This is a genomic window from Roseateles violae (assembly GCF_030410485.1).
In the GTDB taxonomy this organism is placed as follows: Bacteria; Pseudomonadota; Gammaproteobacteria; order Burkholderiales; family Burkholderiaceae_C; genus Roseateles_D; species Roseateles_D violae.
Window position 1 is genome coordinate 1061943 of record NZ_JAUHHC010000001.1, and the last position, 14550, is coordinate 1076492.

The 14550-nt window shown below is 70.0% G+C and carries 15 protein-coding genes; 10 read left to right on the plus strand and 5 right to left on the minus strand.

All coding sequences use genetic code 11. The features are described from left to right. Positions 1-12 precede the first annotated feature (12 nt). Positions 13-426 (plus strand): F0F1 ATP synthase subunit epsilon, encoded by a 414-nt coding sequence (locus tag QWJ38_RS04895; protein ID WP_290357915.1) that lies wholly within the window; start codon positions 13-15, stop codon positions 424-426. Positions 427-519: 93 nt separating this feature from the next. After that, a complete protein-coding gene (locus QWJ38_RS04900; RefSeq protein ID WP_290357916.1) occupies positions 520-1383 on the plus strand; it encodes a D-hexose-6-phosphate mutarotase in 864 nt (287 codons plus the stop codon). A 4-nt stretch (positions 1384-1387) separates the two neighbouring features. On the opposite strand, the gene QWJ38_RS04905 is transcribed toward QWJ38_RS04900, so the two are convergent. The 3 genes from QWJ38_RS04905 to QWJ38_RS04915 form a co-directional block, all read right to left on the minus strand. Beyond that, on the minus strand, positions 1388-1894 hold the full coding sequence (locus tag QWJ38_RS04905) for a TPM domain-containing protein (protein ID WP_290358062.1): 507 nt from the start codon (positions 1892-1894) through the stop codon (positions 1388-1390). Positions 1895-1970: 76 nt separating this feature from the next. Further along, complete coding sequence (locus QWJ38_RS04910) at positions 1971-2882, minus strand: TPM domain-containing protein (RefSeq protein ID WP_290357917.1); 912 nt, start codon at positions 2880-2882, stop codon at positions 1971-1973. Positions 2883-2899: 17 nt separating this feature from the next. Beyond that, the gene (locus QWJ38_RS04915; protein WP_290357918.1) at positions 2900-3520 is read right to left on the minus strand and encodes a LemA family protein; all 621 of its coding nucleotides are present in this window, start codon (positions 3518-3520) and stop codon (positions 2900-2902) included. A 97-nt stretch (positions 3521-3617) separates the two neighbouring features. Here QWJ38_RS04915 and hemE point away from each other — a divergent pair, with 97 nt between their 5' ends. Further along, a complete protein-coding gene (gene hemE, locus QWJ38_RS04920) occupies positions 3618-4688 on the plus strand; it encodes a uroporphyrinogen decarboxylase (protein ID WP_290357919.1) in 1071 nt (356 codons plus the stop codon). Between the two features lie 332 nt (positions 4689-5020). Next, positions 5021-7129 carry a primosomal protein N' gene (locus tag QWJ38_RS04925; protein ID WP_290357920.1) on the plus strand — a complete coding sequence of 703 codons (2109 nt, stop codon included), beginning with the start codon at positions 5021-5023 and terminating at the stop codon, positions 7127-7129. Positions 7130-7150: 21 nt separating this feature from the next. Here the strand turns inward: QWJ38_RS04925 and QWJ38_RS04930 are convergent, their stop codons facing one another. Next, positions 7151-7393, minus strand: a complete 243-nt coding sequence (locus QWJ38_RS04930) for a hypothetical protein (RefSeq protein ID WP_290357921.1) — start codon at positions 7391-7393, stop codon at positions 7151-7153. A 15-nt stretch (positions 7394-7408) separates the two neighbouring features. Beyond that, entirely contained in the window at positions 7409-7858 is a 450-nt protein-coding gene (locus tag QWJ38_RS04935) for an acyl-CoA thioesterase (RefSeq protein WP_290357922.1), read from the minus strand. A gap of 187 nt (positions 7859-8045) precedes the next feature. On the opposite strand from QWJ38_RS04935, the gene QWJ38_RS04940 reads away from it, so the two are divergent. The 6 genes from QWJ38_RS04940 to QWJ38_RS04965 all read left to right on the plus strand — a co-directional run bounded on the left by QWJ38_RS04940 (position 8046) and on the right by QWJ38_RS04965 (position 14525). After that, complete coding sequence (locus tag QWJ38_RS04940) at positions 8046-9317, plus strand: efflux RND transporter periplasmic adaptor subunit (RefSeq protein WP_290357923.1); 1272 nt, start codon at positions 8046-8048, stop codon at positions 9315-9317. Positions 9318-9337: 20 nt separating this feature from the next. Beyond that, positions 9338-9775 (plus strand): DUF4440 domain-containing protein, encoded by a 438-nt coding sequence (locus QWJ38_RS04945; RefSeq protein WP_290357924.1) that lies wholly within the window; start codon positions 9338-9340, stop codon positions 9773-9775. Between the two features lie 29 nt (positions 9776-9804). Then, positions 9805-10530 carry an ABC transporter ATP-binding protein gene (locus tag QWJ38_RS04950; protein ID WP_290357925.1) on the plus strand — a complete coding sequence of 242 codons (726 nt, stop codon included), beginning with the start codon at positions 9805-9807 and terminating at the stop codon, positions 10528-10530. Positions 10531-10537: 7 nt separating this feature from the next. Next, the gene (locus QWJ38_RS04955; protein ID WP_290357926.1) at positions 10538-11848 is read left to right on the plus strand and encodes a TolC family outer membrane protein; all 1311 of its coding nucleotides are present in this window, start codon (positions 10538-10540) and stop codon (positions 11846-11848) included. After that, positions 11848-13167 (plus strand): ABC transporter permease, encoded by a 1320-nt coding sequence (locus QWJ38_RS04960; protein WP_290357927.1) that lies wholly within the window; start codon positions 11848-11850, stop codon positions 13165-13167. Before QWJ38_RS04955 ends, QWJ38_RS04960 begins: the two co-directional genes overlap by 1 nt. Before the next feature lie 134 nt (positions 13168-13301). After that, a complete protein-coding gene (locus tag QWJ38_RS04965) occupies positions 13302-14525 on the plus strand; it encodes an ABC transporter permease (protein WP_290357928.1) in 1224 nt (407 codons plus the stop codon). Positions 14526-14550: the final 25 nt, after the last annotated feature.

Here is a 14550-nt window from a genome sequence, read left to right on the forward strand (position 1 = left end):
GAAAGATTGAACATGGCAAGCCTTCATGTTGACGTGGTGTCCGCCGAGGAGCAGATCTTCTCCGGCGAAGCCAAGTTCGTCGCGCTGCCGGGCGAGAGCGGTGAGCTGGGCATCCTGCCCCAGCACACGCCGCTGATCACCCGCATCAAGCCCGGCGCCGTGCGCATCGAGCTGGCCGATGGCGGCGAGGAGTTCGTCTTCGTGGCCGGCGGCATCCTCGAGGTGCAGCCGGGCACGGTGACCGTGCTGGCCGACACCGCCATCCGCGGCAAGGACCTGGACGAGGCGAAGGCGACCGAGGCCAAGAAGCAGGCCGAGGAAGCGATGAAGAACGCCAAGAGCGATATCGACTTCGCCGCCGCCCAGGGCGAGTTCGCCGCCATGGCCGCCCAGATCGCCGCGCTGCGCAAGTTCCGCAAGAAGTAATCCCGCGCTGGATGCCGGCGGCCCTCGTCGCCGCATCGAGCCGAACGCCCGCCGACCGAGTCCGCGGGCGTTTTTGTTTATAGACTCCCGACCATGCCCCAAGCGATCGCCATCACCCGCCACCAAGGAATGGAAGCCGTCGAGCTCGTCGCCCCCGATGGCGCGCGCGCCACCGTGCTGCTGCACGGCGCCCATGTGCTGTCCTGGATCCCGGCCGGCGCCGACGAGCAGCTCTATGTCTCGCCCAAGACCGCCTATGCCTCGGGCCAGGCGGTGCGCGGTGGCGTGCCGGTCGTGTTCCCGCAGTTCGCCGAGCGTGGGCCGCTGCAGAAGCATGGCTTCGCGCGCACCAAGCCCTGGCAGCTGGTGTCGGCCGAGCAGGGCGAGGACGATGCGCTGGCCGTGCTGCGCCTGAGGGACGACGCCGCGACGCGGATGCTGTGGCCGCATGCCTTCGAGGCCGAGCTGAGCGTGCGCGTCGCCGGCCGCACGCTGGAGATCGAGCTGGCCTGCGAGAACCGCGGCGAGGCGGCGTTCAGCTTCGCCACTGCGCTGCACAGCTATCTGCGCCTGGGCGATCTCGATGCGGCCAGCCTCGCCGGCCTGTCGGGCCTGCGCTATTTCGACTCGGTGGACCGGAGCGAGAAGACGCAGCGCGTCGAGCTGCTGCTGCCCAGCGGCGAGCTGGACCGCATCTACGAGCAGGTGCTGGAGCGCGAGCTGACCCTGCACGAGCAACTGCCGGATGGCAGCGAGCGCCGCCTGCTGATCCGCCAGCAGGGCTTCGAGGACGCGGTGGTGTGGAATCCGGGCGCCGACAAATGCGCGGCGCTGGCCGATATGCCGGCGGACGGCTTCCGGCAGATGCTCTGCGTCGAGGCCGCGACCATCATGCGCCCGATCGAGCTGCAGCCCGGCGAGAGCTGGGCCGGCATGCAAATCCTGACCCTGCTCTGAGGCCTCAAAGCAGCACGACCGCGTCGGGCAGTTCGTCCGGATTGGTTGCGCCGCTCTCCAGCGGGAAATGCGCGCGCAGCGGCGCGTCGATCGCGTCGATCGCCTCGGCCAGACCCTGCTCGAAGCGACCGGCGCGCAGCGCCTCGCCGAGCCGCGCGACCAGCGCCTGCCAGTCGCCGGCGGCGATGCGCCGGTCGAGGCCGCGGTCGGCAACGATCTCGATCGCGTGCTCGGCCAGCAGCAGATAGATCAGCACGCCGTTATTCTGCTCGGTGTCCCAGACGCGTAGCTTGCCGAAGATGGCCAGCGCCCGCTCGCGCGCCGAGGCGCCGCGCCATAGATAGCTCAGCGGCAGGCTGGCCTCCACGCAGACGCGGATCTCGCCGCTGTGATGCGCCTCGCTGTCGGCGACGCGCTGCTGCAGCCGCTGCAGTGCATCGGCCGGCAGTGCGCGGCGCGCATCGGCCTCGTCCCAGAGGCGGTGCTTCAGCAAGCGTGCCAAACGCCCCATCTTCATACCCCCAAGGCGCCTTCCGCGCCGGCCCCCCGAGGGGGCGCGCCCGTCTTGAGGCGGCTCGGCGACGGGCTCACCAATCCCCCGAGGCGCCGCCGCCGCCGAAATCTCCGCCGCCGCCGGACGAGAACCCGCCGCCGCCGAAGCCACCCCCGCCATGGCCGCCGAAGCCGCCGCCGCCCCAGATCACCGGCGGGATGCCGAGGCCGCCGCCACCGAGCCCGCCGCGCCGCCGCGCCGCGCCTATGCCCAGCACGCCGACCAGCACCAGGGCCGCAAAAGCCGCCAGGCCGGCCATGATGAGGCTGCCGCCGATGAACCAGCCGGCCGCGCCGGCCGCGCCGCCGGTGACGACGCTGCCCAGCTTGCGGCCAAAGAGGCCGGTCAGCACCGCGCCCAGCACCGGCACGCCGATGAAGAACAGCGCGCCCAGGCTCTCGAAGTCCAGGCCTTGCTGCTGCGGCGCACGCGGCCCCTGGCGCGTCGGCGCCGGCAAGCCCTCGCCGCGGATGCGGGCCTGCAGCTGGTCGACCGCCAGCGAGAGTCCGCCGGCATAGTCGCCGCGCTTGAAGGCCGGCGAGATCGCGTTCTGGATGATCTGCCGCGCGGCCAGATCCGGCACCGCGCCCTCCAGCGCCTTGGCCACCTCGATGCGCACCTTGCGGTCGCTCTTGGCGACGACGATCAGCAGGCCGTCGCCGACCTCGCGGCGGCCGATCTTCCAGGTGTCGGCGACGCGCTGCGCATAGCTGGCGTTGTCCTCGGGCAGGGTGCTGTCGACCATCAGCACCACCATCTGCGGCCCGGCCTGCGACTCGAACAGGGCCAGCTTGGTCTCCAGCGCCGCCCGCTCGCGCGCGTCCAGCGTGCCGGTCTGGTCGATCACGCGAGCGCTCAGCGCCGGCACCGGCAGCACGTCCTGCGCGCGGGCCGGCAGGCCCAGCAGGGCGCTCAGCAGGGACAGCAACAGCAGCCAGGCGCGCATGGCGGGTGGCTTGCCGCTTACTTGGATGCCGGCTTGTCGAAGCTGACCGTCGGCGCCGTCTTGATCGTCGCCTCATTCTCGACCTGGAAGCTGGGCTTGGTCTTGTAGCCGAACATCATCGCGGTCAGATTGTTCGGGAAGGAGCGGGTGTGGACGTTGTAGTCGGCCACCGACTTGATGTAGCGGTTGCGCGCGACGGTGATGCGGTTCTCGGTGCCTTCCAACTGCACGCGCAGGTCCTGGAAGCCCTGGTTGGCCTTCAGGTTGGGGTAGTTCTCGCTGACGACCAAGAGCCGGCTCAGCGCGCTGCTGACCTCGCCCTGCGCGGCCTGGAACTTCTTCAGCGCCTCCGGGTCGTTCGCCAGCTCGGGCGTGACCTGGATGCTGGTGGCCTTGGCGCGCGCCTCGATCACGCGGGTCAGCGTCTCCTGCTCGAAGTTCGCCTCGCCCTTGACCGTGTTGACGATATTGGGGATCAGGTCCGCGCGGCGCTGGTACTGGCTCAGCACCTCGGCCCAGTTTGCGCCGACCTGTTCGTCGAGGCGCTGGAACTCGTTGTAGCCGCAGCCGGACAGCGCCAGCGTAGCCGCCAGCAAGAGGGTGGCCGTGAAGCCACGCTTGACGAGGGTCGAAAGCATTGAAGTCCTCCGGTCGGTGGTCCGCGTTGACGCGCAGATGGCGGCGCCGCGGCATGAATCAAGGCCCGTCGAAGTATCGCAGCGGATAATGTCGCCCATGAGCGCCGAACTTCAAAACGACACCTTTCTGCGCGCCTGCCTGCGCCAGCCGACCGATTACACGCCCGTCTGGCTGATGCGCCAGGCCGGCCGCTACCTGCCCGAATACCGTGCCACCCGCGCCAAGGCCGGCAGCTTCATGGGCCTGGCCACCAACCGCGACTACGCGACCGAGGTGACCCTGCAGCCGCTGGAGCGCTACAAGCTCGACGCGGCCATCCTGTTCAGCGACATCCTGACCGTGCCCGATGCGATGGGCCTGGGCCTGTCCTTCGCGATCGGCGAGGGCCCGAAGTTCGAGAAGGTGGTCCGCGACGAGGCGGCCGTCGCTGCCCTGGCCGTGCCCGATATGGACAAGCTGCGCTATGTGTTCGACGCCGTCAGCTCGATCCGCAAGGCGCTGAACGGCCGCGTGCCGCTGATCGGCTTCTCGGGCAGCCCCTGGACCTTGGCCTGCTATATGGTCGAGGGCGGCGGCTCGGACGACTACCGCCAGGTCAAGAGCCTGATGTATGCGCGCCCGGACCTGATGCACCGCATCCTGCAGGTCAACGCCGACGCGGTGGCGCAATACCTGAACGCCCAGATCGAGGCCGGCGCGCAGGCGGTGATGCTGTTCGACAGCTGGGGCGGCGTGCTGGCCGACGGCATGTTCCAGCGCTTCAGCCTGGACTACTCGAAGCGCGTGCTGGCGCAGGTCAAGACCGAGCACGAGGGCAAACGCATCCCGCGCATCCTGTTCACCAAGGGCGGCGGCCTGTGGCTGGACCAGATCGCCGAGGCCGGCGCCGATGTCGTCGGCCTGGACTGGACGATGAACCTCGGCCAGGCGCGCGCGCGGGTCGGCGACCAGGTCGCCTTGCAGGGCAATCTGGACCCGAACGTGCTGTTCGCGCCGCCCGAGGCGGTGCGCGAGCAGGTGCGCGCGGCGCTGGACAGCTTCGGCAATCACCCCGGCCATGTGTTCAATCTGGGTCATGGCATCAGCCAGCACACGCCGCCCGAGGCGGTGACGGCCCTGGTCGACGAGGTGCACGCGCATTCGCGCCGCCTGCGCGCCGGCGCCTGAGCCCAGCGATGCCGGCCACCGCTGCCGAAGTGAGCACTCAGCTGGGGACTTATCCCCAAAAATCTCGAAGCGAGACGCTCACTTGGGAAATGCTGCGGTGCAGCTTCTCGTTTTCCCGATTGAATCCTAAGTCCTTGATTTGCTTAGAAAGCCGACGGCGATATGGGAAGCCGTCGCTGAAGAGGCGGGGCGGCGAGCGTGCCGGGCTTGCGAGCCCGGGTCTGCGTTTCCCACAAAGTTATCCACAGAATCGGTGCGTAAGTCGCTTGGCTTTGCAAATCATGCACTTAGGCGCTGAAGCTCATGGCTTGCACGAGCAGGCGGGCTGAGCGATGAGCGAGTTGCAGGCCAGCGCCTCCGGGGGCCGAGTGCGCGTCGCCGTCGACACGCCCCAGCACAGCGGCCTGACCGGCCCGCTGGACTATTTGAGCGAGCAGGCGCTTGCGCCCGGCAGCCTGATCCGCGTGCCGCTGGGCAAGCGCGAGCTGATGGGCATCGTCTGGCCCGGCGAGTCGGACCAGGCGACCGCGGCCGAGCTGCTGCGCCCCATCCTCGGCGTGCTCGAGGGCCTGCCGCCGCTGAGCGCGCGCTGGTGCGAGCTGATCGAGTTCGCCGCCGGCTATTACCAGCGCTCGGTCGGCGAGCTGGCGCTGTCGGTGCTGCCGCCGCAGCTGCGCGAGCTCGACGGTACGCAGCTGCAGCTGCGGCTCAAGCGCGTCGCCAAATGGGCGGCCGAGCAGGCCGCCCGGACGCCGGACGCCGCGCCGGTCCTGCCGACGCTGAGCGCCGCCCAGACCGAGGCGCTGGCGCGGCTGGACGGCCTGCTGCGGCAGGCCGGCGCCGAGGCGGCGCCGCCGCCGCTGCTGCTCTACGGCGTCACCGGCAGCGGCAAGACCGAGGTCTATCTGCGCGCCGCGGAGCATGCGCTGGCGCAGGGGCGCCAGGTGCTGGTGCTGGTGCCCGAGATCAATCTGACCCCGCAGCTGGAGGCGCGCTTCGCCGAGCGCTTCGCTGGCGTCGCCACCGTCTCGCTGCACAGCGCCCTGACGCCGGCCCAGCGCCTGCGCAACTGGCTGGCCGCGCATCTGGGCCAAGCGCGGTTGGTGCTGGGCACGCGGCTGGCCGTCTTCGCCTCGCTGCCGCAGCTGGGCCTGGTCGTCGTCGACGAGGAGCACGATCCCTCGTACAAGCAGCAGGACGGCGCCCGCTACTCGGCGCGCGACCTGGCCGTCTACCGGGCGCGGCTGGAGAAGGTGCCGGTCATCCTCGGCTCGGCCACGCCCTCGCTGGAGAGCTGGCACAACGCCAACGAGGGCCGCTATCAACGCCTGGCCCTGCCGGCGCGCATCGGCGGCGCCGCGCTGCCGCGGGTGCGCCTGTTCGACATGAAGACCCTGCCGGTCAAGAAGGGCGTGATGACGGCGCTGACCGCGCCGCTCTTGCAGGCTCTGCGCGAGCGGCTCGCGCGCGGCGAGCAGAGCCTCGTGTTCCTGAACCGGCGCGGCTATGCGCCGGTGCTGCATTGCGGCGAGTGCCAGTGGAAGAGCGACTGCCCGCATTGCAGCGCCTGGCGCGTCTTCCACAAGGCCGATCGCACGCTGCGCTGCCACCACTGCGGCTTCAGCGAGCGTGTGCCCAGCGCCTGCCCGACCTGCGGCAATCTGGACATCGCGCCCTTGGGCCGCGGCACCGAGCGGCTCGAGGAACAGCTGGCCGAGGCGCTGCCGGGTGCCCGCATCGCCCGCATCGACGCCGACACGACCAAGCTCAAGGGCGAGCTCGAGGCGCAGCTCGGTGCGGTGCACGCCGGCGAGGTCGACATCCTGGTCGGCACGCAGATGATCACCAAGGGCCATGACTTCCGCCGCATCGGCTTCGTCGCCGCGGTCAACCCCGACGGCGCCCTGTTCAGCAGCGACTTCCGCGCGCCCGAACGCCTGTTCGCGCTCTTGATGCAGGCGGCGGGCCGCGCCGGCCGCGACGCCGAGGCGGCGACGCTGGGCCCCAGCGAGATGTGGGTGCAGACCTGGCACCCGGAGCATGCGCTCTACCAAGCGCTGGCCCGGCACGATTTCGAGGCCTTTGCCAAGAACCAGCTGGCCGAACGCGCCGGCGCCGGCCTGCCGCCCTATTCACACCTGGCCCTGCTGCGGGCCGAGGCCCGTGACGCCGCCGTCGCCAAGGCCTTTCTCGATGCCGCCGCTGCCTGGGCCGAGGCCCAGCCCGAGGCGCAGCAGCAACAGATGCTGATCTATCCGCCGGTGCCGATGAGCATCGCCCGCGTCGCCAACGTCGAGCGTGTGCAGATGCTGGTCGAGGCCGGCAGCCGCGCCGCACTGCAGCGCCTGCTGCGCCTGTGGCTGCCCGAGCTCGGTGCGCTCAAGCGCGAGCACAAGGGGTTGATGCGCTGGGCGGTTGATGTCGATCCGCTGGCGATTTGAGCGAAGCGGCGCCGGCGGCGCCTAGCGCCGATGGCGGCCATGGCTGGCGGCCAGGCGCTCGTTGCCCCGCTTGTAGTTGCCGGTGATGCGGGCCATCAGGCGCTGGACCTCTGCGGGCTCCGCGGATTGGACCCTGGCCATGAAGTCCAGCGCGTCCCTGCCACGTAATAGCGAAGCCAGGCGGCCGTGGTGCAAGAGCTCGACGACCTCGTTCTTGCGCTGGCGGTAGCTAAAGCCCATGTCCACGTCCGATGGCTGCTTCATCGCCGTAGCAGCGCCTCAGTCCGCAACACCCGCTACCGGCACCATCGCCCGCAGATAGATCTCGCAGAACTCTTCCGGCATCCGCCGCGGCCGGCCGCTCGCAAGTTCGATGCAGACCAGCTCCCAGCGCCCGCGCAGCACGGTGACGCCGTCGGCGGCGCGGATCAGCTGGAAGCGGCGCTCCATGGTCAGCTTGCCGTCGCTGGCGGTCAGCCAGGTGCCCAGGCGCAAGTCCTCGCCGACGAAGGTCGGCAGCAGGTACTCGTAGTCGCCGCGGCGGATGGCCATCGCGCGGTCCAGGCGCTGGTAGTCGGCCAGGCTCAGGCCCAGGGCCTCCGAATGGGCCCAGGCGACCTTCTCGCACCATTGGACATAGACGGCGTTGTTCGTGTGGTTCAGGCCGTCGATATCGTCGGCCTGCGGGCGAACGTCCAGCGTGAACGGATTGGCATGGTCCCAGTTCATGGGCGCCGATCTTATCGAGCGTCGGGGAGCGTCCGCTGCCGGCCGACTGTCCGGTCACTGTCCGCGGACAGTTTCTTGTTCGCCGCCGTGGCGCCAAGTGCTTGATTCATATGGCTGGGTCCACGGACCGGACGCAGGCACGCTCATTGCAACGAAAGGCTTGTTCATCGAGCCGAAAAGAAAACCCATGATCCGTGACACCTCCGCCCAGGACCGCCTGATAGAGCCCGCCCCCGGCCGCCGGCGCAAGCTGTTGCTGATCGGCGGCGTGGCCGCCGTCCTGGTGGCGGGCGTGCTGGCCTGGCCGGGCCTGCAGCGCATGGTCTCGACCAATGCCTCGGTCAGCGAGACGCGGCTGTCCATCGCCGAGGTCGAGCGCGGCCCCTTCGTGCGCGACGTCGCCGGCGAGGGCAAGGTCGTCGCCGCCAATGCGCCGACCCTCTACGCGGCCAATGGCGGCACGGTCACTCTGCGCGTGCATGCCGGCGACAAGGTGGCCAAGGGCCAGGTCCTGGCCGAGATCGACAGCCCCGAGCTCGCCGCGCGGCTGGCGCAGGAGCGCTCGAATGCCGAGGCGATGCGCGCCGAGCTGATGCGCGCCCAGGTCGAGGCGCGGCAGCAGAACGCGGCGCTGCAGCGCGACTGGGAGAACGCGACCATCGATCTGAAGACCGCGCAGAACGATCTGGATCGCCAGACCCAGGCCTTCAAGGCCGGCGCCGCCGCCAGCATGCAGGTCGACCATGCGCGCGACACGCTGGAAAAGGCGCGCCTGACCCTGGCCCATGCCAATGCGGGCCGCGGCCTGAAGGAGGATGCGCTGAAGTTCGAAGTGCAGTCCAAGCAGGCGGCGCTGGAACGCCAGCAAAGCCTGGTCAAGGACCTGCAGCGCCAGGTCGCCGAGCTGCAGCTGCGTTCGCCGGTCGAGGGCCAGGTCGGCCAGCTGCTGGTGGCCGAGCGCGCCACGGTGGCCAAGGACGCGCAGCTGCTGACGGTGATCGATCTGTCGGCGCTGGAGGTGCAGATGCAGGTGGCCGAGAGCTTCGCCCGCGATCTGGCGATCGGCATGCCGGGCGAGATCAGCGGCGGCGGCCGTGCCTGGCGCGGTCTGATCAGCAGCGTCTCGCCCGAGGTCGTCAATGGCGAGGTCGCGGCGCGCCTGCGCTTCGATGGCGAGCCGCCCGACCAGCTGCGCCAGAACCAGCGCCTGTCGGTGCGCGTGCTGCTGGACCGCCGCGACAACGTGCTGACCGTGCGCCGCGGCGGCTTTGCCGACGAGGGCGGCGGCGCGCATGCCTATGTGCTGCGCGAGGGCATGGCCGAGCGGGTGCCGGTGCGCCTGGGCGCGCGCAGCCTGGACAAGATAGAGGTGCTCGATGGCCTGAAGCCCGGCGACAAGGTGATCGTTTCCGGCGCCGAGGCCTTCAACGGCGCGCCGCGCGTCGCGATCAGCCGCTGATGAGGAAGCAGGAGAACACGATGCGCCGTTTCGCCACCGCCATTTTTCTGAGCCTCGCCGCATGGACCGCCCATGCGGCCGAGACCGCCGTCACGCTGCCCCCCGAGCTGGAGCGCGTGCTGCGCGATTACGAGAGCGCCTGGCAGCGCAAGGACACGGCGGCGCTGGCGGCGCTGTTCGCCGTCGATGGCATGGCCTTGCCCAATGGCGATCGGCCGGCGCGCGGCGCCGCCGCGATCGCCGCCGCCTATGCGAAGAACGCGGGCACGCCGCTGGCGCTGCGCGCGCTGAGCTTCTCGGCCGCGGGCGACATGGCCTATATCGTCGGCGGCTTCGCGTCGGCCGCGGGCCGGCCGGACTTCGGCAAGTTCGTGCTGGTGCTCCAGCGCGCGAGCGAGGGCGGCCGCTGGCTGATCGCCGCCGACATCGACAACATGAACGCGCTGCCGCCGCGCTAAGAAGACACCACGAATCCAAGGAGCAAGCGATGCTGAAAATGAACGCCCTGTCCAAGGTCTACCGCACCGAGATGGTCGAGACCTATGCGCTGCGCAACTTCAATCTGCAGGTCAAGGAAGGCGAGTTCGTCGCCGTCACGGGCCCCTCGGGCTCGGGCAAGACGACCTTTCTGACCATCGCCGGCCTGCTGGAGGCCTTTTCGGGCGGCACTTACGAGCTCGACGGCGTCGACGTCAGCCGCATGAACGACACCCAGCGTTCGCGCATCCGCAACGAGAAGATCGGCTTCATCTTCCAGGCCTTCAATCTGATCCCGGACCTGAACGTGCTCGACAACATCGAGGTGCCGCTGCGCTACCGCGGCATGGGCGCGGCCGAGCGCAAGAAGCGCGCCGCCGATGCGCTGGCCCGCGTCGGCCTGTCGGCGCGCGCCAAGCATTACCCGGCCGAACTCTCGGGCGGCCAGCAGCAGCGCGTGGCGATCGCCCGCGCGCTGGCCGGCGAGCCGCGCCTGCTGCTCGCCGACGAGCCGACCGGCAATCTGGACAGCTCGATGGCGCGCAGCGTGATGGACCTGCTGGAAGAGCTGCACCGCGACGGCGCCACCATCGTGATGGTCACCCACGACCCGCAGCTGGCCGCGCGCGCGCAGCGCAATGTCCATGTGATCGACGGCCAGGTCGTCGACATCGCCGCCGAGCTGCACCTGGACCCCGGCCTGCTGCGCCAGGCCTCGCCTGCCACCCAGGGCTGAGACGACGATGCCGTTTCGTCCTGGTCTTCTCCTTCTCGCGGCGCTGCTCGGCATGGCGCCGGCGCTGGCCGCGGCCGAGGATCTGCTGCAGATCTATGCGCAGGCGCGCGCGGTCGACCCGCTCTTGGCCAGCGCCGATGCGCAGCGCGGCATCCAGCGCGAGCTCAGCGTACAGGCGCGCGCCGGCCTGCTGCCGCAATGGTCGCTGAACGCGGTCGACAGCCGGACCCAGCAGGAAGGCACGCGGCTGCAGCAGTACTCGAGCAATATCAGCCAGGTGCTGCTGGACCTGGGCCAGCTGCGCAACTGGGACGCGGCCAAGACTCAGCTGTCGGCGCAGGACGCCGCCGTGCGCGCGGCCGAGCAGGAGCTCTGCGCGCGCGTCGCGGTCGTCTATTTCGGCGTGCTCTCGGCCCAGGCCAGCCTGGCAACGACGATCGCCAACGAGGGTGCCTTTGCGCAGCAGGTGCAGCAGGCGCAGGCACGCTTCGATGCCGGCCTGTCGGCGGCGGTCGACGTCGACCAGGCGCGCGCCTATCACGAGCTGGCGCGCGGCGCGACCGTGCAGGCGCGCCAGGTGCTGGCCGATGCGCGCGAGGCGCTGGTGCAGATCACCGGCCAGATGCCCGGCGCGCTCAAGCCCCTGGCCGATGAGCTGCCGGCGCTGCCGCCGCAGCCGCAGCAGCCCGAGGCCTGGATCGCCCAGGCGCTGCAGGCCAATCCGCAGCTGCAGGCGCAGCGCCTGAATCTGGACGCCAGCGAGCAGCGCATCGGCGCCGCGCGCGCCGCCCACTGGCCGACCCTGGTCGCCGGCGTCGACAGCGCCAATCTGCGCGGCTATGGCGTCGCCCCGCAGGACTACGGCCGTACCAACACGCAGCTGGCGCTGCGCCTGAACATTCCCATCTTTGCCGGCGGCGCGACCGAATCGCAGGTGCGCCAGGCCGCCTATCAGCGCGACCTGTCGCGCGAGCAGCTGGAGCTCGGCCGCCGCGCGCTGGTGCGCGAAACGCAGGCGCAGTACCAGGCAGTGCAGGCCGGCGTCGCGCTGATGCAGAGCACGCGCGCGGCCGTCGCCGCCAGCCAACAGATGCTGGCCTCGACGCGCGCCGGCCAGCCGCTGGGCACGCGCACGATGACCGATCTGCTGCTGGCGATCCAGACGCTGGCGAATGCGCAGAACGCCTACGAACAGGCGCGCCATCGCTATGTGCTGGCCAAGCTGCTGCTGCAGCAGGCGGCCGGCGGCCTCAACGAGGCCGAGCTGGCGGCCGTCAACCAATTGCTCGTGGCGGCCAAACCCGCGGAGGACTCCTGATGAAGATGCTGGGCTATTACCTCGAACTGGGCTTTCGCAGCTTCAGGGCGGCACGCGCGCTGACGGTGCTGGTGCTGCTGTCGATCGCGATGGGCGTCGCCGCCTGCATGACGACCTTGACCGTCTTCCATGTGCTGTCCGGCGACCCGATCCCGCACAAGAGCGACAAGCTCTTCAATGTGCAGCTCGATGCGCAGCGCCTGCGCGACCTGGAGCCCGGCGGCGAGCCCGATCTGCAGCTGACCCGTTTCGATGCCGAGGCCCTGCTGCGCGACAAGCGCGGCGTGCACCAGGTGGTGATGACGGGCGGCAATATCGCCGTCGATCCGGCCGGCTCGGGCAAGGCCGAGATGCGGCCCTTCTTCTCGCGCTCGCGCTACACCAGCGCCGACTTCTTCCCGATGTTCGAGCCGAAGTTCCTCTATGGCAGCGGCTGGTCCGGCGCCGACGACGAGGCCAAGGCGCGCGTGGCGGTGATCTCCAAGGAGCTCAACGACAAGCTCTTCGACGGCGCCGATTCGCGCGGCAAGACGCTGCGCCTGCGCGACAAGGACCTGACCATCGTCGGCGTGCTCGACGACTGGCGTCCGGCTCCGCATTATTTCGACCTGACCCTGGGCGCCTATGCCAAGCCGGCCGAGATCTACCTGCCGATCCAGACCTCGCTGGAGCTGAAGTTCGGCCGCAGCGGCAATATGAACTGCTTCGGCGACGCCACCGGCCAGGACGTGCTGGGGCCCAACGTGCCCTGCACCTGGCTGCAGTACTGGGTGCAGCTGGACACGCCGCAGCAGCAGGCCGCCTACCGCGATTACCTGGTGCAGTATTCGGCCCAGCAGAAGGCGGCCGGCCGCTTCGAGCGCCCGCCCAACCCGCGCCTGCGGCCGGTGATGGAATGGCTGGCGGTGCGCAAGGCCGTGCCCAGCGACATCCGCCTGCAGGCCTGGCTGGCCTTCGGCTTCCTGCTGGTCTGCCTGACCAATGCGGTGGGCCTGCTGCTGGCCAAATGCCTGCGCCGCTCGGGCGAGATCGGCGTGCGCCGCGCCCTGGGCGCCTCGCGCGGCGCGATCTTCCAGCAGTTCCTGGTCGAGGCCGGCGGCCTGGGCCTGGCCGGCGGCGCGCTGGGCCTGCTGCTGACCTGCTGCGGCCTGTGGATCGTGCGCCAGAACCCCAGCCCCTACGCGGCGCTGGCCCAGCTCGACTGGGCCATGTTCGGCACGACCTTCGGCCTGGCCATCGCCGCCAGCTTGGCCGCCGGCCTGCTGCCCGCCTGGCGTGCCTGCCAGATCACGCCCGCCCTCCAGCTCAAGGTGCAATGAGATGACCCACCCCCGAAGCGCTTCGCGCCTCCCCCTCAAGGGGGCGCACCCGGTGGCCCGGCAAAGCCGGATCCACGGGTGCCGCTCGGCCTGCTGCGGTCCTCGCGCCGCCTCACCTGTCAAGGATGATTGACATGGACATTCTTCCTATCCTCTCCACGCTCAAGCGCCACAAGACCGCCGCGGGCCTGATCGTGCTGCAGATCGCGCTGACCTGCGCCATCGTCTGCAATGCGCTGTTCCTGATCAGCGAGCGCATCGCCACCATCAATGCGCCCAGCTACATGCCGGACGAGGAGCTGATCGTCGTCGCCGCGTCCGGCATGAAGCGGGTCGAGAATCCGGAGCCGCAGACCGCCGCCGACCTGGCCGCGCTGCGCGCGATCCCCGGCGTCAAGAGCGTCAGCATCGCCAACCAGATGCCTTATGGCGAGAACTCCAACAACAGCAGCGTGCGCCTGACGCCGGACACCAATGTGCGTGCGCCGGTCAGCGCCTCGCAGTACGCGCTGTCGGAGGGCTGGCTGCAGAGCTTCGGCCTGAAGATCAAGGAGGGCCGCGACTTCGCGCCGGAGGAATATGTCTACGGCAGCGTCGTCGACACGCAGGAGGACCCCAAGGTCCCGGCCATCATCATCAACGCCCGGCTGGCGCAGCGCCTGTTCCCCAACGAATCGGCGCTGGGCAAGTCGCTGTATGTCTACGGCAAGCAGCCGCAGCGCGTGGTCGGCGTGGTGGAGGAGCTGATACCGCCCTATCCCCGCGCCGGCAGCGACGACCGCTTCGGCATGGTGCTGCCCATCCGCCCCAGCTACCGCGGCGGCTATTACATGATCCGCTGCGAGCCGGCCCAGCGCGAGGCGGTGCTGAAGGCGGCCGTCGAGGCGCTGGATGCTGGCAGCCAGGGCATCAAGCGGGTGGTGCGCTACCAGAAGCTGTTCAGCGAGATGCGCACGAGCTACTACCAGCAGGACCGCTCCATGGTCTGGCTGCTCGGTGGCGTCTGCCTCGGCCTGCTGATCGTCACCGCCTTCGGCATCGTCGGCCTGGCCAGCTTCTGGGTGCAGCAGCGCACGCGCATGATCGGCACGCGGCGTGCGCTGGGCGCCACCCAGGGCCAGATCCTGCGCTATTTCCAGACCGAGAACTTCATGCTCTCGACCCTGGGCATCGCCCTGGGCATGCTGGCCGCCTATGGCATCAGCCTGCTGCTGATGCGCCATTACGAGCTGCCGCGCCTGCCCTGGTTCTATCTGCCGCTGGGCGCGCTGATCCTCTGGTCGCTGGGCCAGCTGGCCGTCTGGGCGCCGGCGCGGCGCGCCGCGGCACTGCCGCCGGTGGCGGCGCTGCGAAGCTGAGTCTGCCCTTGGTTTTTTTCTGAAG

What these genes read in the sequence shown, in the direction of transcription:
- hemE (WP_290357919.1), top strand. Translation starts at nt 3,618, where the DNA reads ATGAGCGCCGAACTTCAAAACGACACCTTTCTGCGCGCCTGCCTGCGC.
- QWJ38_RS04945 (WP_290357924.1), top strand. Translation starts at nt 9,338, where the DNA reads ATGCGCCGTTTCGCCACCGCCATTTTTCTGAGCCTCGCCGCATGGACC.
- QWJ38_RS04935 (WP_290357922.1), bottom strand. Translation starts at nt 7,858, where the DNA reads ATGAACTGGGACCATGCCAATCCGTTCACGCTGGACGTTCGCCCGCAG.
- QWJ38_RS04895 (WP_290357915.1), top strand. Translation starts at nt 13, where the DNA reads ATGGCAAGCCTTCATGTTGACGTGGTGTCCGCCGAGGAGCAGATCTTC.
- QWJ38_RS04950 (WP_290357925.1), top strand. Translation starts at nt 9,805, where the DNA reads ATGCTGAAAATGAACGCCCTGTCCAAGGTCTACCGCACCGAGATGGTC.
- QWJ38_RS04930 (WP_290357921.1), bottom strand. Translation starts at nt 7,393, where the DNA reads ATGAAGCAGCCATCGGACGTGGACATGGGCTTTAGCTACCGCCAGCGC.
- QWJ38_RS04940 (WP_290357923.1), top strand. Translation starts at nt 8,046, where the DNA reads ATGATCCGTGACACCTCCGCCCAGGACCGCCTGATAGAGCCCGCCCCC.
- QWJ38_RS04915 (WP_290357918.1), bottom strand. Translation starts at nt 3,520, where the DNA reads ATGCTTTCGACCCTCGTCAAGCGTGGCTTCACGGCCACCCTCTTGCTG.
- QWJ38_RS04905 (WP_290358062.1), bottom strand. Translation starts at nt 1,894, where the DNA reads ATGGGGCGTTTGGCACGCTTGCTGAAGCACCGCCTCTGGGACGAGGCC.
- QWJ38_RS04955 (WP_290357926.1), top strand. Translation starts at nt 10,538, where the DNA reads ATGCCGTTTCGTCCTGGTCTTCTCCTTCTCGCGGCGCTGCTCGGCATG.
- QWJ38_RS04925 (WP_290357920.1), top strand. Translation starts at nt 5,021, where the DNA reads ATGAGCGAGTTGCAGGCCAGCGCCTCCGGGGGCCGAGTGCGCGTCGCC.
- QWJ38_RS04900 (WP_290357916.1), top strand. Translation starts at nt 520, where the DNA reads ATGCCCCAAGCGATCGCCATCACCCGCCACCAAGGAATGGAAGCCGTC.
- QWJ38_RS04960 (WP_290357927.1), top strand. Translation starts at nt 11,848, where the DNA reads ATGAAGATGCTGGGCTATTACCTCGAACTGGGCTTTCGCAGCTTCAGG.
- QWJ38_RS04910 (WP_290357917.1), bottom strand. Translation starts at nt 2,882, where the DNA reads ATGCGCGCCTGGCTGCTGTTGCTGTCCCTGCTGAGCGCCCTGCTGGGC.
- QWJ38_RS04965 (WP_290357928.1), top strand. Translation starts at nt 13,302, where the DNA reads ATGGACATTCTTCCTATCCTCTCCACGCTCAAGCGCCACAAGACCGCC.